This window comes from Phenylobacterium sp., from assembly GCF_030645195.1.
GTDB lineage: Bacteria > Pseudomonadota > Alphaproteobacteria > Caulobacterales > Caulobacteraceae > Phenylobacterium.
Genome location: NZ_JAUSLW010000062.1, coordinates 1 through 21,968, shown reverse-complemented (window position 1 = coordinate 21,968; position 21,968 = coordinate 1). Strand labels below are relative to the sequence as shown.

Here is a 21,968-nt window from a genome sequence, read left to right as displayed (position 1 = left end):
ATGAAAGCCTTCACCAAGCTCGATGCGCGCATGGCGCCCCTGACCATGGCCAATATCGACACCGACCAGATCATCCCCAAGCAGTTCCTGAAGACCGTGGAGCGCGAGGGCCTGGGCAAGGGCCTGTTCTACGACTTCCGCTTCGACGAGCAGGGGGTGGAAAAGACCGAATTCGTGTTGAACCGCCCGGAGTACAAAGGCGTCGGCGTCCTGGTGGCGGGCGACAATTTCGGCTGCGGGTCGAGCCGCGAGCATGCGCCTTGGGCCCTGCTGGATTTCGGGATCAGCTGTGTGATCTCCACCTCCTTCGCCGACATTTTCTACAACAACTGCTTCCAGAACGGCCTGCTGCCCGTGGTGTTGAAGCCCGAGGAGGTCCAGGCCCTTATGGAAGAGGCCAAGGGCGGCAACCACGTGGTCACCGTCGACCTTGAGGCCCAGACCGTGGTCTCGCCTTCCGGCGCGGCCTTCAGTTTCCAGATCGATCCCCAGCGCAAGGCCAAGATGCTGCAGGGCCTGGACGCCATCGGCGAGACCCTGACCGCCGCCATGGACATCGACGTCTATGAGAGCAAGCGGGCCCTCTCCGAGCCCTGGCTGGAACGGGCGTGACCGTCATCATCGCCGGGACGGTCCGCGTCCCGCCGGAGAACCTGGACGCCTTCCGCCCGCACATGCTGGCGATGCTGGCCGCCAGCCGCGCCGAGGACGGCTGCCTGGAATATTCCTATGCCCAGGACGTGGCCGATCCCGGCCTGATCCGAGTGTACGAAGCCTGGCGCGACCAGGCCGCCATCGAGGCTCACTTCCAGCAGCCGCATATGGCGACCTGGCGGGCGTCCTGGCCCCAGTTCGGTGTTGGCGACCGCAGGCTCTTCGCCTACGAGACCGCTTCCGAGCGCGCGCTTTAGGTTCTCTCCAAGGCTTCCGACATGACCGACCTCCTCCTCCTGCCGGGCGACGGCATCGGACCCGAAGTCACCGCCCAGGTGCGGCGCGTGGTGAGCGCGCTCGCCCCCGACCTGAAGGTCGAGGAGCGGCTGTTCGGGGGTGCGAGCTATGACGCCCACGGGACCCCGCTCACCGACGAGGCGCTGGCCACCGCCAAGGCGTCCCGCGCCGTGCTGATGGGCGCGGTCGGCGGCCCGCAGTGGGCGGGCGTTCCCCGCGACAAGCGTCCCGAGGCCGGCCTGCTGGCCCTTCGCGCCGGCATGGAGGTGTTCGCCAACCTGCGCCCGGCCCTCTGCTTCCAGCCGCTCGCCGACGCCTCCAGCCTCAAGCGCGAGGTGGTCGAGGGCCTGGACTTCATGATCGTCCGCGAGCTGACCGGCGGCATCTATTTCGGCAGCCCGCGCTTCATCGAGGACCTGCCGGGCGGCGGCAAGCGGGCCGTCGACACCCAGGTCTACACCACCGCCGAGATCGAGCGGGTGGCCCGGGTGGCCTTCGAACTGGCCCGCGGCCGCCGCAACAAGGTGACCTCGGCCGAGAAGTCCAACGTGATGGACAGCGGCCTGCTCTGGCGCCAGGTGGTCACCGAGTTGCACGCCCGCGACTATGCCGATGTCGAGCTGGAGCACATCCTGGCCGACAACGCGGCCATGCAGATCGTCAAGAACCCCAAGCAGTTCGACGTCATGGTCACCGACAACCTGTTCGGCGACATCCTGTCGGACATCTCGGCCCAGCTCACCGGATCGCTGGGCATGCTGCCCTCGGCGGCCCTTGGAGTGTCTGGCAAACCGGGCCTCTACGAGCCGATCCACGGCTCGGCGCCCGATATCGCCGGCCAGGGCGTGGCCAATCCCCTGGCCGCCATCCTCTCCTTCGAGATGGCCCTGCGCTGGTCCCTGGACCGCATCGACCTGGCCGACAGGCTGTTCGCTGCGGTGAACAAGGCCCTGGAGGACGGCGCGCGGACCCGGGATCTCGGCGGGGCGCTCTCCACCGTCCAGATGGGTGACGCGGTGCTGGCCGCCCTCTAGACCCTGACCGTTTCAGATGGACCCATCTGAAACGGCAAGAAGGGTCTAGATTCAAAACATCAGAGCACGTCGGGCGGCGGAACCGGTATCCACTTCCGCCTGACGTGCTCTAGATCCCGGCGGGTTCAGGAGATGTCGGGGTCCAGCCGCTTGGCCTGGGCCTTGTCGGCGGTCGCCCCGGCGGCGTCGCCCAGGGCCGCCTTGGCCAGGCCCCGACGCCACCAGCTCCGGGCGTGGCGGGGATCGGCCGCGATGGCCTGGTCCAGCAGCTCGATGGCCCGCACATGGTCCTGCATGAGCCGATAGACCTCGCCCTTCTGGGACAGGCTGTCGGCATCGCCCGGCGCCAGGCTCAGGGAGATGTTGAGGTCGCGGATCGCGCGGTCGTACCGACCCTCGTCGGCCAGGGCGAGGGCGCGGTTGTAATAGGCCGCCTCGAACTTGGGGTCGGCGGCCACGGCCTTGTCGAATTCGGCGATCGCCTCGGCGTTCTTCGAGGCGTGCCAATAGTAGAGTCCGCGCGAGTTCAGCACATAGGCCGAGGTCGGCGCGATCTTCACGGCGGCGTCCAGGTCGCGCAGGGCCGAGGCCGTGTCGCCCATCTCCCGTGACACCCGGGCGCGGCCCACCAGCAGGTCGGCGTCCGCGGGATAGACCTTCAGGACCGCCTCGTAGGCGGCCAGGGACTCCCGGTTCCGGCCCAGATTGTCCAGCAGCTCGGCGCGGTCGATCCAGCCCTGACGGGACTTGGGGTCGAGCTTGAGGGCGCGGCCGTATTCCATCAGGGCCGTGGCGTCGTCCCCCTGGGCGCCGCGCACCTCCCCCAGGGCGACGTGGAGGTCGGCCCTTGTCGGCGCGATCTTCAGCGCCTGCTCATAGGCCTGGGCGGCCCCGGCCCAGTCCTTGCGCACCGCCAGGATCATTCCGCGATTGACCAGGGCGTCCACATAGTCGGGCTTCAGGGCCAGGGCCGCGTCATAGGCCCGCAGGGCCGCGTCCGGCCGCTCCAGCTGTTCCTCCTCGTAGCCGAGGGACAGCAGGATCTCGGGATCCTGCGGGTCCAGGGCGGCGGCCCGGGTGAAGCCCTCGATCGCGCCCTTGTGGTCGCCGGCCTGGGCGCGAAGGTGGGCGCGGTTGTAGAGGGCCGCGGCGCTGGGCTTCAGCGCGATGACCGCGTCGTAGTCGGCCTCGGCCTTGGCGAACGCCTTGCCGGCCGTGAAGATCAGGGCCCGCTCGAAGAGCGCCTCGGTGTCCTTGGGGTCGACGCTCAGGGCGACCTCGATGCGGGCCATCGCCAGATCCAGGCGGTCGAGGCGCCGATAGATCAGCGCCGTGCGGCGAAGGCTGTGGAGATTCCGCGGTGAGATCTTGAGCACCGCCTCGAAGGCCTGGGCGGCGGCCTCGGGCTGTTCGCCCAGCTCCAAGGCGTAGCCGCGGGCGAGATAGCCGTCGGTGCGGCCGGGGTCGGCGGCGATGGCCTTGTCGGCGTCCTTCAGCGCCCCGGCCAGGTCGCCCTGGTCGGCCCGCAGGTAGCTCCGCCCAGTGAGTGCGAGAATGTCGTTCGGGTTGGCGCGCAGGATGACCGCGTAGTCGGCCAGGGCCTCGGCCGGCTGCTTCAGGGTCTCCCGAAGCTCGGCGCGCACCCGCCGGGCGCTGGCGTCGGCGGGCCGCAGGCGGACGGCGCGGTCGATATCTTTCAGCGCGTCGGCGGGAGCCTTGTCCTGGATCAGCAGGCCCCGCTGCAGCAGGGCCGTGAAGCTGTCGGGCTCCCGGGCGAGGACGGCGTCGAAGTCGGCCCGCGCCTTGGCGGGATCGGGCTTTCCGTACTGCCACACCAGTCCCCGCTCATAGAGGGCCGAGACGTTGCCCGGCTGGCGCGCCAGCACCGTGTCGTAGTCGGCCAGCGCCAGGTCGTAGGCCTCCATCTCATAGCGGATGATCCCGCGCAGGATCAGGGCGTCGTCGTCGGCGGCGTCGACCTTCAGGGCCGCCTCGAGGTCCGCCAGGGCCGGCTCGTAGCGCTGCAGTTCGAACAGGGCCCAGGCCCGCCGCCGGTGCGCCCGGGCCTGCTCGGACCCCGCGGGAGCCGTGGCGATCACCTTGTCGCAGGCCTGGACGATCCGCTCCGGGCTCGGCGCCGGCCGGCCCTCTCCCGCGCAGGCGGCGGCGTCCTGACGGCTCTGGGCGCCGGCCGGACCGGCGCCGACCGCGGCCAGCAGGGCCAGGGCCAGCAGGGTGGGGGGGAGGCGGTTCATCGCGTGTTCTCCGAGGGCGCGCCGCGGGGCCGCGCCGTGACCACGATCGGCGGGCGGCTGAGCCAGGTGGCCGCCGCCTTGCGGAGATCGGCGACGGTGATCGCGCCGATCATCCCCTGATAGGCCACGGCGTCGCGCAGCCCCTGGTCGTAGGTCGACGAGGCCAGGAGCGCCCCGGCCCACCAGGCGTTGGTCTGGGCTGTGGCCCGGGCCTCGGCCAGCAGGGGTGTGCGGGCCGCCTCCAGAATCTCGGTCGAGATGTCGCCGCCCGCCAGTCGGGCCGCCACCGCCCGCACCTCGTCGCGCACGGCGTCCAGGTCGGCGGGGTAGGTTTCCACCAGGGCGATCATCTCCCCCTGGTCGGCGTCGTCGGGCGTGTCGGCGAGGACCAGGGGGGCGTAGGTCTTGCCCAGGCGCTCGCGGACGCTGTGGCGCAACTCGTCGGCGAACACCGCCGCCAGAAGCGTCAGGGCGTATTCCTCGGCCCGGCGCGATGGCGTGGCGACATAGAGGGGCCAGATCACCCCCACCGCCGCCTTGTCGGCCGGGCCGTCATGGGTGGCGTGGATCTCGGCCGGCGGCTGGTCGGGATAGCGCATGTAGAAGGTGTCGCCGCGCGCCCGTTCGCCGGCCCGGCGCGGCGGCAGGGCGCCGAAGGTCCGCGCCACGTTGTCGATCGCGCTCGCCTCGTCCAGGTCCCCCACCAGGGTGATCTCCAGGGGCGCCTGGGTCACCGCCGGCCTCAGGACCGCGCCGAACGCCTTGGAGGTCAGGCCTCCCAGCCTGTCCGGCGCCGGCAGGCTGAGGGGGCTGCCCGGCGCGACGGTCTCGGCCACCGCCTCCCGCAGCACCTGGGGCAGGCTGGTGCGCTGGCTGCGATAGACCAGGTCGATGGCGGTCGGAATCCGGGAATCGAGACTGTCGCGGAACCCAGGATCGTCCATGTAGGTGGCCAGGACCCGCAGATTGTAGATCAGGTTGGCGGAGATCGCCGTCTGCTGAATGACGAAGGCGTAGTCGGTGACGCTGAGCTGGAAGGTGGGGCCGTTGGACCCGAACAGGCTCTGCAGCTCCTCCAGGCTGTGGCGGCCCACGCCCCCGGCGGGAAACAGGGCCGCCCCCAGGTTCGCGGTCATGTAGGCGCTGTTCTCCACCTCCCTGCGGCCCGCGCCGAACAGCACCCTGACGGCCACGGAACCGGTCTCGAACCGGGTCTTCATCAGGTTCAGGACCACGCCGTTGCGGAACCGCACGCGGACGAAATCCGGATTGCGCAGGGTCTCGCGGCGGACGATCTTGCCGGGCTCCGGCAGCGGACCATAGGCCCAGGCCACCGCATCGCGGTCGGCGTACCGGCCCGGCGCGCTCCCGGCGTCGTTGCGGGCCCAGGCGGCGGTCAGGACCTGCGGCGTGGGGGGCGACGGCGCGGTGGCGGTCAGCAGCGGACCCGCCCCGGACCAGTCCCTGGCGAAGGCCGTGCGGACATCCTCCGGGGTCATCCCCTCCACGGCCAGGTTGAAGGCGCGCAACTCGCCCCGCGGCTCGCCCATCGGCCAGCCCACCAGCTCGCGGTCGGCCAGGTCGTCGGCCAGGGTGCGGGAGGCCCGGGTAGGCGCCTGGGTGATGGCGGTCTGCAGGTCGGCCCGCTGGTTCTCCAAGGCCCGCTCCAGCTCCAGCTCGGTGGGGCCGTCGCGTTCGAAGCGCCGCAGCTCCCCCTGGGCCACGGCCAGGGCCGGTCGCCAGGCCTCGGCGGTCGGCGCCACCACCAGGCAGGCGGCCTGGGCGTCGCGGACGTCGTCGGAGAACATCATGGTCGTCCCCAGGATGCTGGGATCGCGCAATCGCGCCTGGTTCAGCCGCCCGTTCAGCACCGCGCGCCACAGTTCGCGCAGGATGCGGCTGCGCAGGGCGGCCAGGTCATAGGGCTGCATCGGCGTGGCCGGCTGCAGCCGGCAGGCGGTGACCGCCGTGGCCAGCCGGCCTTCGGTCTGGGTCCAGGCCTCCAGTCCGCGGCGGCTGTCCAGGCCCGCCGCGCTCAGGGGGACGCGCGCCGGGGCGGGACGGGCCGGCGTCCAGGAGGCGAAGGCCGCCTTGACCCGGGCCTCCAGCACGGGGGCCGGCAGGTCCCCAACCACCACCACGATGGCGTTGTCGGGTCGGTACCAGCGCTCATAGAAGGCCCGCAGCGCGTCGGGGGTGATGGTGGCGAGCACCGCCTCCGAGCCGATGGGATTGCGCAGGGTGGAGCGGAGCCCGGGCGCCTGGAAGCGGGTGATGGCCTCCTGGGTGATGGCGCCCGGATTGTTGCGGGCCTCCTTCTCGGCCAGCACCACCCCGCGCTCCCGGTTGGTGGCGGCGGGCTCGAAGGTCAGGCCGTCGGCCGCCTCCCGCAGCCAGCGGAACGCCAGGTCGAGATGGGCCGGGGCGCTCTCGGGAAGGTCCAGCTGGAAGACCGTGTCATGCAGGGTGGTGGCGGCGTTCTGGTCGCGGCCAAAGCCGACGCCGATGGCGGCGAAGGCGCGGTCAAGCTGGCCTTCCGGGAAGCCGCGGGTGGCGCGGAAGGCCAGGTGCTCGATGAAATGCGCCGCGCCCAGCTCCGCCTCGGTCTCCTGATAGCTGCCCACGTCGATGGCCAGGCGGATGGAGACCGCGCCCTTGGGCGTCGCGTTGGAGAGCACGGCGTAGCGCAGACCATTGGCCAGGACGCCGCGCCGGAGATTGGGATCCTGCGGCAGGGGATTGACGGAGTCGGCCGGCGCGGGCGCGGCGGCGGCGCAGAGCGGCGCGAACACCAGCGCCAGCGCCAAAGCCAGCGCCCTGTGGAATCCTGACAAGCTGTCCCCCTGAACGACTCAACCCAAGGTACCGCTTTGCGCCGGGGACGCCAGGGGGCTCCCGCAGGCCGCGAATCCGGCGGTCAGGTCCGGCGGTATTCCAGCATCGAGCCGTCCTTGAGCCGGCCCTTCAGGGCGGTCCAGACCCCGGCCCCGTCATAGAAGTCGTCGATCTCGGCCTCGCCGCGCACGGCCCACTGGCCGGGGCTGATCCGGCGGGCGGTGACCTTCAGCAGCTTGCCCTCCTGGGGGTTGAACAGGGGGCCGGAGAAGACCTCCGGGTTCCAGTGAGTGAAGGGCCGCGCGCTCGCCGGGCCAGTGATCCGGGCCCCGGCGGTCTCGATGACGACACCCCCCTCGGTGCGGCGGGCCGAGACCCGCTCGGCCTTGCCGTTGGAGTCGGTGCGGGTCTCCAGGCTGGCGAAGCGGCCGCCGCTCCAGCGCTCCACCGCATGGTGATGATAGCGGAACACCGGCACCGGCCCGAGCTTCACCGCCATCCGCACCTCGGTGGTGACGACGGGGGCGGCGGGATCGCCCGCGAAGGTCATCAGGTGCTCGCCGATCCTGGTCCCGTTGCGCAGGACGGAGAAGGTCAGGCGGCGGGCCGCCGGGACGGCGGCCAGCGCCAGGCCCGGCGCCAGGCAGGCCAGGCCGCCGGCGATCAGGCGGCGTCGGTCGACGATCGCGCTCAAGGTCATCCTCGCGTCGTTTCCCCCGACAGCCGAGATACGCGGGGCGCGGGCGCGCGGATGCAGACCCCCAAGCGCCAGGACTCCATTGCCAAGTCCCGGTCGCGTCGGCGATATCGTGACGGTTGTTCAGGGAGAGACCGCGATGGCCGCCGCCCACTGGCTGATGAAGTCCGAGCCCGAGACGTTCAGCTATGACGACCTGGTCCGCGACGGGAAGACCGTCTGGGACGGGGTGCGCAACAACCAGGCGGCCCTCTATCTGAAGGCCATGAAACTGGGCGACGAGGCCTTCTTCTACCACTCCCAGAAGGGCCTGGAGGTGGTGGGGATCTGCAGGGTCTCGCGCGAGGCCTTCCTCGACCCCAGCGACGCGGCGGCTCGTTTTGTCGCCGTGGAAGTGGTTCCGGTCCGGGCGCTGAAGACACCTGTGAGCCTGGCCCAGATGAAGGCCAATCCGGCCCTGGCCGAGATGAAGATGTTCAAGCAGTTTCGCCTGTCGGTCTGTCCGGTCGAGCCGGACGAATGGAAGGCGATCCTGGCGATGGCCGGCGAGGCCTGAGGATGGCGCGGCCTTGGGTCGGACTGGGCTTGGCCTTCTGTCTCGCCGGGGCGGCCCAGGCTCAGCCGGCCGAGCCCGCCCCCGAGCCCCCAGCCGCCTCGGCCGCGCCGCCGCCCGCCTGGGCCCAGGCGTCCTCGATGATGACCCGGCTGCTGGAGACCGCCGCGCCGTCGAGCCTGGCGGTCTACATCACCATGGCGGGCGACAAGGACAAACAGGGCCTATCGGTGGGGGCCCTGCAGTGGAATTTCGGCCAGGGGACCATCGCCGACCTGATCGACAAGATCCCGGACGCCGACACGCGCGCCGCCGCTGACATGCCCTTCCACGGGGCGGACTTCGTCAAATACGCCCGGCTGTCCCGCGACCCGCTGACCCGGCCCGAAGCCCTGGCCTGGGCGCGCTCGGTGCAAGAGGGCGGGGTCATCGACCCTGCCTTCGCCATCGAGCTGGAGGGCTTCCTCGGCGATCCGGCGGTGGTGGCCGCCCAGGACGCGGGCGAACAGGTGTTCCGCGCCTCGGCCTGGAATCTGGCGACCCGATGGGCCGCCACCCTGCAGGGCCGACCCCAGCCCCGGTTCTCTGAATACGCCTTCTTCTACGACATGCGGGTCCAGGCCGGGGCCCGCTACCTCGAGGAGATCGAGGCGGTGATGGCCAAGCTCGCCACCTTCAAGGCCGGGGAGACGCGGGATCTCGACTTCACCTCCCGGGCCCGAACCGGGGCGGCCTTCGTGGCCATGAAGAACGACACCCCCTGCGCCATCCCCACCGCCAAGCGGCCCAGCCTGGCGCCCGGCCACGTCTGGGACGGCCAGGCCAATTGCGCGGTCTGGCGCACCATGATCGAGGGCGGGGAGACGCAAGGCCCCGACCGCGAGCTGCTGGTCCTGGCCTTCCTGCGGGCCTATGTCGGCTCCGACGAGTTCGCGGTGAACCTCTTCAACCGCAAGGGCCTGTTCGCCACCGGCCGCGGCCTGGCCAACGGCCGCTCCTGCGACTTCCGCCCCCTGTTCGCGGCCCTGGACGCTGGGGAAAGCGTGACGCCCGAGCAGGTGTCGGGCGCCTGTCGCGCGCCGAAGCCGGGGAAGGGCTAGAGCGCGTCAGGCGGAAGTGGATACCGGTTCCGCCGCCCGACGTGCTCTCATGTTTTGAATCTAGACCCTTCTTGCCGTTTCAGATGGGTCCATCTGAAACGGTCAGGGTCTAGGACCCCGCCGCCTTTTCCGCCAGGGGCACGGTCATCTGGGTCTGGATGACGATGGCCACCAGCTTGCCGTCCTCGCCGGTGATGCGGGTCTGCCAGACGCTGGAGGAGCGGCCGATGTGCAGGGCGATGGATTCTCCCGTCACCGTCGTCCCCTCCTTGGCCGAGCCGACGAAGTTGGTCTTGCTCTCGATGGTGGTGGTCCGCGCGCCCGCCGGCAGGTTCAGGAAGCCCCCGACGGCGCCGAGCGCGTCGGCGAAGGCCATGATCGCCCCGCCGTGCAGGATGTGGCCGGAGGTGCAGAGGTCGGCCCGCACGACGAGCCTGCCGATGACCTTCTCCTTGGAGGGGTCGGTGACCTCCACCCCCATCAGGTTGGCGAAGGGCATGCCGGAATTCGGAGTCATGGGGTTTCCTCGTGAGTCGTTTCTTGCCCGCCACGATAGGCGGTCAAGACGCGCCGTCCATGACCTGCTGGGTCAGGCCGTCGCGGCGGCGCGCGCCCAGCTTGCGATTTCGGGCTCAGGAGCGTAACGGAACGCTCCGCTTGAAGATGAGGAGAGACCCCGATGGGCTACCGCGTAGCCGTCGTCGGCGCCACGGGTAATGTGGGCCGCGAAATGTTGAACATCCTTGAGGAAGTTCAATTCCCCATCGACAAGATCCACGCCATCGCCAGCCGCAAGTCCATCGGGCTCGAGGTCGCCTTCGGCGAGAAGATCATCAAGTGCCAGGACATCGAGCAGTTCGACTTCTCGACCGTCGACATCGTGCTGATGAGCGTGTCCGGCTCCTTCTCCAAGGAGTGGTCACCGAAGATCGGCGCCGCCGGCCCCATCGTCATCGACAATTCCTCGGCCTTCCGGATGGACCCCGACGTGCCCCTGGTGGTGCCGGAGGTGAACCCCGACGACGTGCTCTGGGCGCACAAGAAGAACATCATCGCCAACCCCAACTGCTCGACGGCCCAGCTGGTGGTGGCGCTCAAGCCCCTGCATGACCGGGCGAAGATCAAGCGGGTGGTGGTCTCGACCTACCAGTCGGTCTCCGGGGCCGGCAAGGAAGGCATGGACGAGCTGTTCGACCAGACCAAGAACGTCTTCGTCTTGGGGGCGACCCCGCCCAAGAAGTTCCCCAAGCAGATCGCCTTCAACGTCATCCCCTTCATCGGGTCGTTCCAGGATGACGGCTACACCGACGAAGAGCAGAAGATGTGGAACGAGACCCACAAGATGATCGACCCGGCCATCAAGCTGACGGTCACCTGCGTGCGCGTGCCCGTGATGGTCGGCCACTCCGAGGCCGTGAACATCGAGTTCCACGAGCACCTGGACGAAGACGAGGCCCGCGACCTGCTGCGCGAGAGCCCCGGCCTGATCGTCATCGATAGCCGCAACGACCAGGGCTACATGACGCCCAAGGAGGCCCAGGGCGAGTTCCCGGTCTTCGTCAGCCGCATCCGCAACGACCCTACCGTCGAGCACGGCCTGAACCTCTGGGTCGTGGCCGACAACCTGCGCAAGGGCGCGGCGCTGAACGCCGTCCAGATCGCCCAGCTCCTGCACGAGCGCGGCCTGATCAAGACCAAGCTCATCGCCTAGCGCGTGAGGACGCCTCCTCTACCGCAAGCGGGAGTGGAGGTGGGGCCGCAATACCTAGGCCGGACTCCGCGAGGGTTTGCGCGAAAGGCCCTTGCCGGCGGCGCAACGACGCCTAGGTAAGCAACCCGCCGTTGCGCTGACGCTTCGAAAGCCCGCCCGTGACCGACTCCGCCCAGATCAACCGCACGGCGCTCGGCGCGGGCATCCTCTGCTACTTCATCTGGGGCTTCGTGCCGCTCGCCTTCCAGGCCATCGGCCACCTGGGCGTCGGCCCCTGGGAGACCCTGGCCCACCGCACCATCTGGGGCGCGCCGACGGCGCTGATCTTCGTGCTGCTGGCCAAGCAATGGCGCCAGGCGGTGGCGGTGTTCCGCCAGCCGAAGGTGCTGGCCTGGCTCACCCTGTCGGCCGGGCTGATCGCCGCCAACTGGATCGTCTTCATCTGGGCGGTCAATTCCGGCCGGGTGCTGGAATCCAGCCTCGGCTACTATATCACCCCCCTGATCAACATGGCCGCCGGGACCCTGCTGTTCCGCGAGCGCATGGATCGTATCGGGGTCGCCGCCATCGCCTTCGCCGTGGTCGGCGTGGTGATCCAGGCCGTGGCGCTCGGCCACCTGCCGCTGGTCTCCCTGGCGCTGGCCCTTTCCTTCGGCGGCTACGGGGTGGTGCGCAAGCAGGTGGCGGCCGACGCCCAGACCGGCCTGTTCATCGAGTGCCTGCTGCTGGCCGTGCCCAGCTTCTTCTTCGTGCTGTGGCTGGAGCGCCAGGGCGGCGGCCATTTCCTGGCGTCGCCCGCCACCATCGCCTGGCTGATCGCCTCGGGACCGATCACGGCGGTGCCGCTGGTGCTGTTCTCCTGGGCCGCCCGCCGGATCCCGCTCTCCTTCATGGGCTTCCTGCAGTTCATCGGCCCCACCATCGGCTTCGCGATCGGGGTTTCGCAAGGGGAGGCCTTCACGCCCTTGAGGGCGATCTCCTTCGCCTTCATCTGGGGCGGGGCGGCGGTCTTCACCTACGGCGCCTGGCGCCGGTCACGGAGGCTGCCGACGCCGGTGGCGCCTTAGGGATCTACAGCGACCCGTAGGCCGCCTCGATCAGGAGCCCGGGGCGGCGGTCGCCGATCAGGTCGGTGGACTGGCGGTTCATGACATAGGCGCCGGCCAGGCCGGTCTCCGGGTCGGCGAAGACGCAGGAGCCGCCCCAGCCGGAGTGGCCGAAGGTCTGCTCGCCCGGCCCCCAGACCTTGACGGCAGAGTTGCGCATGAAACCCGCCCCCCAGCTCATGGTGAAGGGCAGGACCAGGTCTGGGCCGGCGATGCGCTCCCGGGAGGCCTCGGCGATCAGGGCCGGGGACAGGATCACCTCCCCGTCCAGCCAGCCGTCATTGGCAAGGGCGCCGAACAGGCGCGCGAGCGCCAGGGCCGTGGCGTGGCCGTTGGCCGAGGGAATCTCCGTCCGCCGCCACTCGGCCTGGCCACGGCCGCCGGCCGAGGACCAGGGGGTGAGGAAGGCCGCGCGTGTGGCTTCGTTGATCTCCCCGAACCGAGCCGGGCCCTTGGGGCGTTGTAGGTCGGCGGCGCGGCCATGCTCGGAATCCGGCAGGCCGATCCACAGGTCCAGGTCGAAAGGAACCGCCAGGTCCTGCCGCAGGGCCGTGCCCATGGTGCGGCCGTCCACCCGGCGGAAGATCTCGCCGGCCAGGTAGCCGAAGGTCACCGGGTGGTAGCCGCTGGCGGTTCCCGGCGGCCACAGCGGCGCCATGGCCGCCAGCTTGGCGCAGATGGCGTCCCAGTCGAACCAGAGCGACGGCTCCATGGGGTCGGGGAAGCCCGAGAGGCCGGCCTGGTGGCTCATCACCTGCTCGACGGTGATGGCGGCCTTGCCGGCCTGCGCGAACTCCGGCCAGACGCTGGCGACGGTCTGGCCGTAGTCGAGCCGGCCTGAGTCCACCAGCCGGGCGATCAGCAAGGCCGCGATGGCCTTGGTGCTGGAGAAGATGGTGGTCAGGGTTTTGTCATCGAAGGCCCGGGTCCGCTGGCGGTCGGCGAACCCCGCCCAGAGGTCGACCAGCACCTCGCCCTTGCGGACCAGCGAGAACCGCGCGCCGAGCTCCTCGCCCTTGGCGAAGTTGGCCTCGAAGGCCTCCCGGACCGCGAAGAAGGCCGGGGCGCAGGTTCCGAAGATCTCGGTCAGACCAGACGCTCCATGCGCACGGTGGGGGAGGCGGCCTTCAGCCGCTGGGCCATGGCCACGATGGGCAGCTCGGCGGCGTTCCAGATCTGGGCGGCGCTGATGGTCTCGGCCACCCCGCCGACCGCGCGGGCGAGCGCATAGGAGGTGGTCAGGCCATCGATCAGAGCCGCGCCGAACAGGGCCGAGAGCAGGTCGCCGGTGCCCTTGGGGGCTGAGTCGGCCCGTGGATGGGCGGCCAGCCAGGCCTCCTTCTTGTCGGCGTAGATCACCCCGATCTCGCCGCCGCGCTGCACCGAGGAGACCATCACCGGCCGGCCCAGCAGGCGGGCGGCGTGCAGGGCCTGGGTAGGATCGCGGGTCTCGGCGCCGGTCATGCGCTGCAGCTCCCAGGCGTTGGGGGCCACGATGTCGGCGCGGGGGACCAGGTCGCTGATCACCGCCTCGGCGACGTCGGCGGCGACATAGAGCCCCTTGCCGGCGTCGCCGAGGGTGGGGTCGATGATGATGATAGGCTTTCGGGCGCCGGTCTCGCGCGGGGCGGCGCGCACGGCGTCGATGGCCCGAGCGGCGGCGCGCACCTGGGCGGCCGTAGCGAAATAGCCAGTGAGCACCAGGTCGGTCTGGGCGAACAGGCCGTTGGCCTCGATGCCGTCCAACATCCCCTCGATGGCCTCGACCGGCACCGAGGCGCCGCCGGGCGCCCCCCAGCCGGGATGGCGGCCATAGAGGACGGTGGGAACCACCATGGTGTCGATGCGGAAGGGCGCCAGGGCCTGGGCCTGGGCGGTTCCGCCGACCCGGCTGGCGGCGACATGACTGGAGATGACAAGCGCGAGCGGCATGGCCGGTTTGTTAGCCGAGGGCTTGGAGCGGCGCTAGCTGTAGAACGAAAACGTCATCCCCCGGCGCTTGGGGGGCTCGGCGGACTGGAGATACGCCGGCGCCGGGGGATGACGAAGAGGAAGACCTAGTAGCGGTAGTGGTCGGGCTTGAACGGTCCGGCCGTGGGCACGCCGATATAGTCGGCCTGGTCCTTGGAGAGCGTCGTCAGCTTGGCGCCCAGCTTTCCCAGATGGAGCATGGCCACCTTCTCATCAAGGTGCTTGGGCAAGGTATAGACCTTGGTTTCGTACTTGGCGCCATTGGTCCACAGCTCAAGTTGGGCGAGCGTCTGGTTGGTGAAGGAGGCGCTCATCACGAAGCTGGGGTGGCCGGTGGCGTTGCCGAGGTTCACCAGGCGGCCTTCCGACAGCAGGATGATCTTCTTGCCGTCGGGGAATTCGACGTGGTGGACCTGATCCTTGATCTTGTCCCACTTGAAGTTCTTCAGGCCGGCGACCTGAATTTCGCTATCGAAGTGGCCGATGTTGGCGACGATGGCGTTGTTCTTCATCCGACGCATGTGGTCGACGGTCAGAACGTCCTTGTTCCCGGTGGCGGTGACGAAGATGTCGCCCTTGTCAGCGACGTCTTCCATGGTCTGGACCTCGTAGCCCTCCATGGCCGCCTGCAGGGCGCAGATGGGGTCGATCTCTGTGACGATCACCCGGGCGCCGCCGTTGCGCAGCGAGGCCGCCGAGCCCTTGCCCACGTCGCCGTAGCCGAGCACGACCGCGACCTTGCCCGAGAGCATGACGTCGGTGCCGCGGCGGATGGCGTCCACCAGGCTCTCACGGCAGCCATAGAGGTTGTCGAACTTGGACTTGGTGACGCTGTCGTTGACGTTGATGGCGGGGAAGGGCAGCTCGCCGCGCTCCGACATCTGGTAGAGGCGGTGGACCCCCGTGGTGGTCTCTTCCGACACGCCCTTGCAGGCGTCGCGGATGGCCGAATAGAAGCCGGGCTTCTCCTTGATGTAGCGCTTCATCACCGCGAACAGGGCTTCCTCTTCCTCGTTCTGCGGGTTGGCCAGGACGGAGATGTCCTTCTCGGCCTTGGGGCCCAGCACGCAGAGCAGGGTGGCGTCGCCGCCGTCGTCGAGGATCAGGTTCGGATAGCCGCCGTCATGCCATTCGAAGATGCGGTGGGCGTATTCCCAGTACTCCACCAGGTTCTCGCCCTTGATGGCGAAGACCGGGGTGCCGGCCGCGGCGATGGCGGCGGCGGCGTGGTCCTGGGTGGAGAAGATGTTGCAGGAGGCCCAGCGGACCTCCGCGCCCAGGGCTTCCAGGGTCTGGATGAGGACCGCGGTCTGGATGGTCATGTGCAGGGAGCCGGCGATGCGGGCGCCCTTCAGGGGCTGGGCCTTGCCGAACTCGGCGCGCACGGCCATCAGGCCCGGCATCTCGGTTTCGGCGATAGCGATTTCCTTGCGACCGAAGTCGGCGAGGGTGATGTCTTTCACGACATAGTCGGTCATCGGGGTGTCCTGTCGGCGCAATATGCTTTGCGGGCTCTATAGCCGCGCGAACGCGACCCTGCAACCAACGTATAAAGATATCTTTATATGAACAGGCTTAACGCCAGAAGACGGGCGCCTGGGCCAGCTTGGCCATCTCCTTGGCCGCGGTCTTCAGGGCCTTGGGGCGGGCGGCCTCGCGGGCGGCCATCAGGTCGCGGGCGGCCGGCGCGTCGTCGGGCGCCAGGCGGGCCACCAGGGCGGCGGCCACGGCGCTGTCGTTCAGCGCGCCCAAGGTGTCCTGCAGGGCCTTCAGCCGCTTGATGAAGCGGCGGCCAGGCTCGGGGCCGAACAGGGGCGCGAAGGCCTCGGCGGCGTAGCGCAGCTTCTTGGCGGCGATCCTCACCCTGTGGCGGCCGGGATCGTCCAGCTTCTGCAGGTCCTTGGCCAGGCGCAGCACCTTCTTCCAGCGACGCTCCAGGGCCTTGGCGGCGAAGTCGCGGGCCGAGCGGCGCGCATGGCGGCTGGCCTCGTCGCGCCAAGCGCCGGTCTCCACCCAGGCCGAGGTCTCCAGCACCAGGTCGCGGAAGCGCTTGGAGGCCACGGCGGCGGCGGCCTTGGCGTGGGCCTGGGCGCGGGCGGCGGCCACCCGCGGCGACAGGGGCGCGTCCTCTCCCACAAGCTCGGCGTTGTCGTGGCTGAAGACGTCCAGGTCCCGGGCCTCGTCGCAGGCCCGCGACAGCCATTTCAGCTCGGCCTTCAGGTGGCGGACCCGGGTGTCCTCCACCACCGACTTGAAGGTGCTCATGGCGCTGCGCATCCGGCGGACCGCCACGCGCAGTTGGTGCAGGGCGTCCTCGCCGTCCACCTCCCGCAGCACCACGCCGTTGGCGGCGATCTGGACGAGCGCGTTGCGGGCGATGGTCTGGAAGGCCTCCCCGGCGGTCCCGCCGCGCCTCAGGGGCGCCTTGTCGTGCCGCCGCGGCTCGTGGAGGGTCCCGGCGCGCAGGCCCTGGCCCTGGGTCGCCTTGCCGTCGAAGGACAGATAGAGCGGCGCGGTCAGCGAGAGCTGGCGGGCCAGGGCGAACAGGGCCGCCGGGTCACCGGACTTCAGCTCCAGCTCCAGCTCGCAGAGGCTGCGGCGGCGGTCGTCGGTGGTGATCTCCCCCTGGTCCAGGGCCAGCTCGATCTGCGCCCCCTCATAGGTGAAGGTCCGCTGCTGGCGGGTGACGCGGACGGTGAACACCGGCGCCAGGGCCTTGCGCTGGGCGGGTTTCAGGGCGGCCTTCACCGCCGGCATGGTGAGGTCCAGGGCCTCGCCGGTGATCTTGGCCTCATGCTCCTCGCGGGCGAATCCGTCACCCCGCTTCAGGGTCTGGACCCGCTTTCCGTTGCTCTCGCGCAGGCGCAGCGAGATGTGGGCGGCCTTCAGATGGCCCTGCGGGGTGTCGAAATAGACGGCCGTCAGGGGCTTGGTCTCGGCCTCCCCGAGGGGGGCGGCGGCCAGCAGGGCGGGCACATCCTGCGGCTCGCACAGGAACTTCAACTCGATCTCGTCGGCGCCCATGCGCTACATGCTCCCGTGCCCGACTCAAAATGGGCGCCCAGACCCGAGGAGTGCACCATGAACGCCCCCTTCAACCCCGTCCTTGACGAAACGCAACCGCGGCATGATTGGTCGCTGGACGAGGTGGAGGCGCTCTTCGAGCTGCCGTTCATGGACCTGGTGTTCCGCGCCGCCCTAGTCCACCGGACCTGGTTCGACCCCACCGAGGTCCAGCTCTCCCAGCTGCTGAGCGTCAAGACCGGCGGCTGCCCCGAGAATTGCGGCTATTGCAGCCAGTCCCAGCACTTCAAGACCGCCACCTCCGCCAGCAAGCTGCTGGAGGCCGACACCGTCATCGCCGCGGCCGCCGAGGCCAAGGCCGGCGGGGCCCAGCGCTTCTGCATGGGGGCGGCCTGGCGCGACCTGAAGGACCGAGACGTGCCCAAGGTGGCCGCCATGATCGCCGGGGTGAAGGCCCTGGGGCTCGAGACCTGCGCGACGCTGGGCATGCTGACCCGGGACCAGGCCCAGTCCCTGAAGGACGCCGGCCTCGACTACTACAACCACAACCTCGACACCGGCCCGGACTATTACGACAAGGTGGTCACCACCCGGACCTACCAGGACCGCCTCGACACCCTGGAGGCCGTCCGCTCCGTAGGCATGTCCACCTGCTGCGGCGGCATCGTCGGCATGGGCGAGACCCGCCGTGACCGCGCCGGCCTGCTGCACGCCCTGGCCACCCTGCCGGCCCATCCCGACAGCCTGCCCATCAACGACCTGATGCCCATCCCCGGCACGCCGCTGGGGGACTCCACCCCGGTGGACGGCATCGAGTTCGTCCGCATGATCGCCGTGGCCCGCATCCTCTGCCCCAGGACCGTGGTCCGCCTCTCGGCCGGCCGCGAGCATATGAGCCGGGAATTGCAGGCCCTCTGCTTCCTGGCCGGCGCCAACTCCATGTTCATCGGCGGCAAGCTGCTCACCACCGCCAACCCGGACAAGGACACCGACGCGGCCCTGATGGCCGACCTCGGCCTGAAGCCGATGACGATGGGCGCGCACGCCTAGGACTTTTCGGACGGCATGGCGGTGCTAGTCTGCCCGCCATGCCCACGCCGCACGAAGAGGCCGAAGCCGAACTGACCGCCTACGGCCTCGCCCTGCCGGAGACCGACCTCGCGCCGGGCTGGACCGACACTCGATACCTGCGGGTGCGGGGCAAGGGCTTCGCCGTGTTCGGCGACAAGGGCGAGGCGTCCAACGCCCTGACCCTCACCGTCAAGCTGCCGATCTCCTACGAGATGATCCAGGACCTGCCCTTCGTGCGGCAGGGCTCGCCCTGGTACCGGCAGAACAAGTGGGCCATCGCCCATTTCGGTCCCGACGACGACATCCTGGCCGAGCTGGACACCCTGAAGGGCTGGCTGCGCCAGAGCTATGTCGCCATGGCGCCCAAACGCCTTGGGCGGCTGCTGACAGAATCCGGCGCCTGAGGGATTAATCCCTGGCCGATGTCGGCTCGGGGAACCCTAATTCGTCCTGCGGGCTAGCTTGACCACGCGCCCGCGCCTATCTGGCGAGGACCCCAACGACCCCGGAGCCTCCGTGCAGCCGATCATATCCGTGAAGGGTCTCTCCAAGACCTATGCCGGGGGCTTCCAGGCCCTGAAGACCATCGACCTGGACATCCGCCGGGGCGAGATCTTCGCCCTGCTGGGCCCCAACGGGGCCGGCAAGACGACCCTGATCAGCATCATCTGCGGCATCGTCAATCCGGGCTCGGGCCAGGTCCTGGCCGACGGCCACGACATTGTCACCGACTATCGCGCGGCGCGCGCCAAGATCGGCCTGGTGCCCCAGGAGCTCTCCACCGACGCCTTCGAGAGTGTCTGGGACACGGTGAAGTTCAGCCGCGGCCTGTTCGGCAAGGCCCCCAACCCGGCCTATATTGAGAAGATCCTTCGCCAGCTCTCCCTGTGGGACAAGAAAGACTCCAAGATCATGGCGCTCTCGGGCGGCATGAAGCGCCGGGTGATGATCGCCAAGGCGCTCAGCCACGAGCCGCAGATCCTGTTCCTCGACGAACCCTCCGCCGGGGTCGATGTCGAGCTGCGCCGCGACATGTGGGAGATGGTGCGGGCCTTACGCGACAGCGGCGTCACCATCATCCTGACCACCCACTATATCGAGGAGGCCGAGGAGATGGCCGACCGGATCGGGGTGATCAGCGGGGGTCAGCTGATCCTGGTGGAGGACAAGGACGTCCTCATGCAGAAGCTGGGCAAGAAGCAGCTCACCCTGCATCTCCAGACCCCGCTGGCGGCCCTGCCCAAGGAGCTGGCGGCCGAGCCCCTGGAACTGTCGGCGGACGGCGAGACCCTGGTCTACACCTTCGACACCCAGAGCCAGGAGACCGGCATCGCCGACCTGCTGCGCCGGCTGGCCGGGCACGGCATCGACTTCAAGGACCTCCAGACCAGCCAGAGCTCGCTGGAGGAGATCTTCGTCAGCCTGGTGAGGGCCAAGTGATGAACCTGTACGCGATCCGCGCCATCTATCAGTTCGAGCTGGCCCGCACCTGGCGCACGGTGCTGCAGTCCATCGCCTCGCCGGTGATCTCCACCTCGCTGTATTTCATCGTCTTCGGCTCGGCGATCGGCTCGCGGATGACGGAGATCGACGGCATCAGCTACGGCGCCTTCATAGTGCCGGGCCTGATCATGCTGTCGATCCTCACCGAGAGCATCTCGAACGCGTCCTTCGGCATCTACATGCCCAAGTGGTCGGGCACGATCTACGAGGTGCTGTCGGCGCCGATCTCCCCGGTGGAGATCGTCATCGGCTATGTGGGGGCCGCGGCCACCAAGTCGGTGATCCTGGGTCTCATCATCCTGGCCACGGCGCGGCTCTTCGTGCCCTTCACCATCGCCCACCCCTTCGTGATGATCGCCTTCCTGGCGCTCACGGCGGTGACCTTCTGCCTGTTCGGCTTCGTCATCGGCATCTGGGCCGACGGCTGGGAGAAGATGCAGATCGTGCCGATGATGATCGTCACGCCGCTCACCTTCCTGGGCGGCAGCTTCTATTCCATCAGCATGCTGCCGCCGATCTGGCAGAAGATCACCCTGTTCAACCCGGTGGTCTATCTGGTCTCCGGGTTCCGCTGGGCCTTCTACGACAAGTCCGACGTCAGCGTCGGCGTCAGCCTGGCGGCCACCTTCGGCTTCATGCTGCTCTGCCTGGCGGCCATCACCTGGATCTTCAAGACCGGCTACAAGCTGAAGACCTGATCTCAAGCTGGCGATAGCTTGGCCGTCTCATTGCGTGCGGCTATGGCGGGAAGATGGACCACGAACCTCACGAACCCCACGAACGGGTGCTCTACCCCGATGAGGTGTTTGCGATCCAAGGCGCGATCTTCGATGTGAACCGGGAGATGGGCGCTGGGTTTCTCGAAGCAGTCTATCAGGAGTGCCTGGCGCTCGAATTCACAGCGCGCGGCATCCCCTTCATAGCGTCGCCGCCCCTGGAGCTGACCTACAAGGGCACGACCCTGCGACAAGCCTACGTGCCTGATTTCGTCTGCTATGGCCGCATCATCATCGAATTGAAGGCGACCCGGGACCTGGTCCCGGAACATCGCGCCCAGGTGATCAACTACCTCAATGCGACGGGCATGCGGCTCGGCTTGCTGGTCAACTTTGGATGCACGCCAAAGGCGCGCATCGAGCGCCTCATCCGCTGACTCAATGTTCGTGTCGTTCGTGAGGTTCGTGGTCGATCTTCTTGCGGCCGCCACCGCAAGCGCGACCTAGCAGATGACCTACTCATCCTCGTCGAACCGGTTGGCGACGAGTTTGGCCAGGGCTTCGAGAGCCGGTCCAGCCTCGGCGCCTTCCGCCTGGATCTCGATGCAGCAGCCGGGGCCGGCGGCGAGCATCATGAGGCCCATGATGGAGCGGGCGTCCACCGTGGAGCCGTCCTTCGAAACCGTCACCTCGGCGTCGAAGGTCGAGGCCATCCTGACGAACTTGGCCGAGGCCCGCGCGTGCAGGCCCCGCTTGTTGACGATCTCGACCGAGCGGCTCGTCGTCATTTCTCGCCGGCCAGCACGTAGGAGGCGACGGAGATGTACTTGCGGCCGGCCTCCTGGGCGTGGGCCACACAGTCCTGCAGCGACAGCTTGGTGCGTACGCTGGCCAGCTTGATCAGCATCGGCAGGTTCAGGCCGGCGATCACCTCGGCCTTGGTCTGCTCCATGACGGAGATGGCCAGGTTGGAGGGCGTGCCGCCGAACATGTCGGTGAGCAGGATGACACCATCGCCGGCGTCCACGCTTCCGCAGGCCGCCAGGATGTCCTGGCGACGCTTTTCCATGTCGTCCTCCGGCCCGATGCAGATGGCGGCGACCGCGGTCTGCGGGCCCACCACATGCTCCATGGCGAAGACGAATTCCTCGGCCAAGCGCCCGTGCGTTACGATCACGAGGCCGATCATGCGAACTTTCTCAACGGGAATCCCCACCCGGCTGCGGCGGAACGCCGGCCGCGAGGCCGCCTAGATACGCTCCAAATCGACCGTCTCCAAGATGTCGTAACGCGCGAGTCAGCTTCGCGGGCGCCGAAGACTCAAGCAGCGCGAGAGTCAGCAGGGGTATCTTCAACCCGAAGTCATCGGTGAAGGCGGGTTCGGGGATGCGGTCGGGCGTTCCGGGCCGCACACAGAGGCTGACACGAGACCAGGGGAGGG

General features: G+C 69.0%; 22 protein-coding genes. 12 read left to right on the top strand and 10 right to left on the bottom strand.

Annotated features, from left to right (window positions below):
• The 3 genes from leuD to leuB are packed head-to-tail and all read left to right on the top strand — an operon-like array spanning position 1 to position 1,985.
• Entirely contained in the window at positions 1 to 612 is a 612-nt protein-coding gene (gene leuD / locus Q7T09_RS05415; RefSeq protein WP_304698257.1) for a 3-isopropylmalate dehydratase small subunit, read from the top strand.
• Complete coding sequence (locus Q7T09_RS05410) at positions 609 to 911, top strand: putative quinol monooxygenase (RefSeq protein ID WP_304698256.1); 303 nt, start codon at positions 609 to 611, stop codon at positions 909 to 911. Before leuD ends, Q7T09_RS05410 begins: the two co-directional genes overlap by 4 nt.
• Positions 912 to 932: 21 nt before the next feature.
• A complete protein-coding gene (gene leuB / locus Q7T09_RS05405) occupies positions 933 to 1,985 on the top strand; it encodes a 3-isopropylmalate dehydrogenase (protein ID WP_304698255.1) in 1,053 nt (350 codons plus the stop codon).
• Between the two features lie 125 nt (positions 1,986 to 2,110).
• On the opposite strand, the gene Q7T09_RS05400 is transcribed toward leuB, so the two are convergent.
• The 3 genes from Q7T09_RS05400 to Q7T09_RS05390 all read right to left on the bottom strand — a co-directional run bounded on the left by Q7T09_RS05400 (position 2,111) and on the right by Q7T09_RS05390 (position 7,769).
• Positions 2,111 to 4,240: a tetratricopeptide repeat protein gene (locus tag Q7T09_RS05400; protein ID WP_304698254.1), complete on the bottom strand. Its 2,130-nt coding sequence runs from the start codon at positions 4,238 to 4,240 to the stop codon at positions 2,111 to 2,113.
• Positions 4,237 to 7,047 (bottom strand): pitrilysin family protein, encoded by a 2,811-nt coding sequence (locus Q7T09_RS05395; RefSeq protein ID WP_304698252.1) that lies wholly within the window; start codon positions 7,045 to 7,047, stop codon positions 4,237 to 4,239. Before Q7T09_RS05395 ends, Q7T09_RS05400 begins: the two co-directional genes overlap by 4 nt.
• Before the next feature lie 110 nt (positions 7,048 to 7,157).
• A complete protein-coding gene (locus Q7T09_RS05390) occupies positions 7,158 to 7,769 on the bottom strand; it encodes a DUF6134 family protein (RefSeq protein WP_304698251.1) in 612 nt (203 codons plus the stop codon).
• A 142-nt stretch (positions 7,770 to 7,911) separates the two neighbouring features.
• On the opposite strand from Q7T09_RS05390, the gene Q7T09_RS05385 reads away from it, so the two are divergent.
• A complete protein-coding gene (locus Q7T09_RS05385; RefSeq protein WP_304698250.1) occupies positions 7,912 to 8,328 on the top strand; it encodes an EVE domain-containing protein in 417 nt (138 codons plus the stop codon).
• A 29-nt stretch (positions 8,329 to 8,357) separates the two neighbouring features.
• Positions 8,358 to 9,425: a hypothetical protein gene (locus Q7T09_RS05380; RefSeq protein WP_304698249.1), complete on the top strand. Its 1,068-nt coding sequence runs from the start codon at positions 8,358 to 8,360 to the stop codon at positions 9,423 to 9,425.
• A 109-nt stretch (positions 9,426 to 9,534) separates the two neighbouring features.
• On the opposite strand, the gene Q7T09_RS05375 is transcribed toward Q7T09_RS05380, so the two are convergent.
• Positions 9,535 to 9,942, bottom strand: a complete 408-nt coding sequence (locus Q7T09_RS05375) for a PaaI family thioesterase (protein WP_304698247.1) — start codon at positions 9,940 to 9,942, stop codon at positions 9,535 to 9,537.
• A gap of 162 nt (positions 9,943 to 10,104) precedes the next feature.
• Here Q7T09_RS05375 and Q7T09_RS05370 point away from each other — a divergent pair, with 162 nt between their 5' ends.
• Both Q7T09_RS05370 and rarD read left to right on the top strand, forming a co-directional pair.
• Entirely contained in the window at positions 10,105 to 11,136 is a 1,032-nt protein-coding gene (locus Q7T09_RS05370; protein WP_304698244.1) for an aspartate-semialdehyde dehydrogenase, read from the top strand.
• Between the two features lie 158 nt (positions 11,137 to 11,294).
• Positions 11,295 to 12,203 (top strand): EamA family transporter RarD, encoded by a 909-nt coding sequence (gene rarD, locus Q7T09_RS05365; RefSeq protein ID WP_304698242.1) that lies wholly within the window; start codon positions 11,295 to 11,297, stop codon positions 12,201 to 12,203.
• A gap of 4 nt (positions 12,204 to 12,207) precedes the next feature.
• On the opposite strand, the gene Q7T09_RS05360 is transcribed toward rarD, so the two are convergent.
• The 4 genes from Q7T09_RS05360 to Q7T09_RS05345 form a co-directional block, all read right to left on the bottom strand.
• On the bottom strand, positions 12,208 to 13,332 hold the full coding sequence (locus tag Q7T09_RS05360) for a serine hydrolase domain-containing protein (RefSeq protein ID WP_304698272.1): 1,125 nt from the start codon (positions 13,330 to 13,332) through the stop codon (positions 12,208 to 12,210).
• Positions 13,329 to 14,174: a PfkB family carbohydrate kinase gene (locus tag Q7T09_RS05355; RefSeq protein WP_304698241.1), complete on the bottom strand. Its 846-nt coding sequence runs from the start codon at positions 14,172 to 14,174 to the stop codon at positions 13,329 to 13,331. Before Q7T09_RS05355 ends, Q7T09_RS05360 begins: the two co-directional genes overlap by 4 nt.
• 125 nt (positions 14,175 to 14,299) lie before the next feature.
• Positions 14,300 to 15,691, bottom strand: a complete 1,392-nt coding sequence (gene ahcY / locus Q7T09_RS05350) for an adenosylhomocysteinase (RefSeq protein ID WP_304698240.1) — start codon at positions 15,689 to 15,691, stop codon at positions 14,300 to 14,302.
• A gap of 97 nt (positions 15,692 to 15,788) precedes the next feature.
• Entirely contained in the window at positions 15,789 to 17,237 is a 1,449-nt protein-coding gene (locus Q7T09_RS05345) for a CHAD domain-containing protein (protein ID WP_304698239.1), read from the bottom strand.
• Positions 17,238 to 17,294: 57 nt separating this feature from the next.
• On the opposite strand from Q7T09_RS05345, the gene bioB reads away from it, so the two are divergent.
• Genes bioB through Q7T09_RS05320 form a run of 5 tightly spaced genes read left to right on the top strand, consistent with a single transcriptional unit; the run spans position 17,295 to position 20,964 of the window.
• Positions 17,295 to 18,287: a biotin synthase BioB gene (gene bioB, locus Q7T09_RS05340; protein ID WP_304698237.1), complete on the top strand. Its 993-nt coding sequence runs from the start codon at positions 17,295 to 17,297 to the stop codon at positions 18,285 to 18,287.
• A gap of 38 nt (positions 18,288 to 18,325) precedes the next feature.
• Entirely contained in the window at positions 18,326 to 18,712 is a 387-nt protein-coding gene (locus tag Q7T09_RS05335) for an MmcQ/YjbR family DNA-binding protein (protein ID WP_304698234.1), read from the top strand.
• A gap of 58 nt (positions 18,713 to 18,770) precedes the next feature.
• Positions 18,771 to 19,748: an ABC transporter ATP-binding protein gene (locus Q7T09_RS05330; protein WP_370689207.1), complete on the top strand. Its 978-nt coding sequence runs from the start codon at positions 18,771 to 18,773 to the stop codon at positions 19,746 to 19,748.
• Complete coding sequence (locus Q7T09_RS05325) at positions 19,748 to 20,509, top strand: ABC transporter permease (protein ID WP_304698230.1); 762 nt, start codon at positions 19,748 to 19,750, stop codon at positions 20,507 to 20,509. The genes Q7T09_RS05330 and Q7T09_RS05325 overlap by 1 nt, the downstream gene beginning before the upstream one ends.
• Before the next feature lie 53 nt (positions 20,510 to 20,562).
• Positions 20,563 to 20,964, top strand: a complete 402-nt coding sequence (locus Q7T09_RS05320; protein ID WP_304698228.1) for a GxxExxY protein — start codon at positions 20,563 to 20,565, stop codon at positions 20,962 to 20,964.
• A gap of 78 nt (positions 20,965 to 21,042) precedes the next feature.
• On the opposite strand, the gene Q7T09_RS05315 is transcribed toward Q7T09_RS05320, so the two are convergent.
• Both Q7T09_RS05315 and Q7T09_RS05310 read right to left on the bottom strand, forming a co-directional pair.
• A complete protein-coding gene (locus tag Q7T09_RS05315) occupies positions 21,043 to 21,315 on the bottom strand; it encodes an HPr family phosphocarrier protein (RefSeq protein WP_304698227.1) in 273 nt (90 codons plus the stop codon).
• Positions 21,312 to 21,716, bottom strand: a complete 405-nt coding sequence (locus Q7T09_RS05310; RefSeq protein ID WP_304698226.1) for a PTS sugar transporter subunit IIA — start codon at positions 21,714 to 21,716, stop codon at positions 21,312 to 21,314. The genes Q7T09_RS05315 and Q7T09_RS05310 overlap by 4 nt, the downstream gene beginning before the upstream one ends.
• Between the last annotated feature and the right edge of the window lie 252 nt (positions 21,717 to 21,968).

Bases quoted from the DNA above. Each gene is read 5' to 3' on its own strand.
- leuD (WP_304698257.1), top strand. From the start codon at position 1: ATGAAAGCCTTCACCAAGCTCGATGCGCGCATGGCGCCCCTGACCATG.
- leuB (WP_304698255.1), top strand. From the start codon at position 933: ATGACCGACCTCCTCCTCCTGCCGGGCGACGGCATCGGACCCGAAGTC.
- Q7T09_RS05400 (WP_304698254.1), bottom strand. From the start codon at position 4,240: ATGAACCGCCTCCCCCCCACCCTGCTGGCCCTGGCCCTGCTGGCCGCG.
- Q7T09_RS05385 (WP_304698250.1), top strand. From the start codon at position 7,912: ATGGCCGCCGCCCACTGGCTGATGAAGTCCGAGCCCGAGACGTTCAGC.
- Q7T09_RS05375 (WP_304698247.1), bottom strand. From the start codon at position 9,942: ATGACTCCGAATTCCGGCATGCCCTTCGCCAACCTGATGGGGGTGGAG.
- Q7T09_RS05370 (WP_304698244.1), top strand. From the start codon at position 10,105: ATGGGCTACCGCGTAGCCGTCGTCGGCGCCACGGGTAATGTGGGCCGC.
- Q7T09_RS05355 (WP_304698241.1), bottom strand. From the start codon at position 14,174: ATGCCGCTCGCGCTTGTCATCTCCAGTCATGTCGCCGCCAGCCGGGTC.
- ahcY (WP_304698240.1), bottom strand. From the start codon at position 15,691: ATGACCGACTATGTCGTGAAAGACATCACCCTCGCCGACTTCGGTCGC.
- Q7T09_RS05345 (WP_304698239.1), bottom strand. From the start codon at position 17,237: ATGGGCGCCGACGAGATCGAGTTGAAGTTCCTGTGCGAGCCGCAGGAT.
- bioB (WP_304698237.1), top strand. From the start codon at position 17,295: ATGAACGCCCCCTTCAACCCCGTCCTTGACGAAACGCAACCGCGGCAT.
- Q7T09_RS05335 (WP_304698234.1), top strand. From the start codon at position 18,326: ATGCCCACGCCGCACGAAGAGGCCGAAGCCGAACTGACCGCCTACGGC.
- Q7T09_RS05325 (WP_304698230.1), top strand. From the start codon at position 19,748: ATGAACCTGTACGCGATCCGCGCCATCTATCAGTTCGAGCTGGCCCGC.
- Q7T09_RS05320 (WP_304698228.1), top strand. From the start codon at position 20,563: ATGGACCACGAACCTCACGAACCCCACGAACGGGTGCTCTACCCCGAT.
- Q7T09_RS05315 (WP_304698227.1), bottom strand. From the start codon at position 21,315: ATGACGACGAGCCGCTCGGTCGAGATCGTCAACAAGCGGGGCCTGCAC.
- Q7T09_RS05310 (WP_304698226.1), bottom strand. From the start codon at position 21,716: ATGATCGGCCTCGTGATCGTAACGCACGGGCGCTTGGCCGAGGAATTC.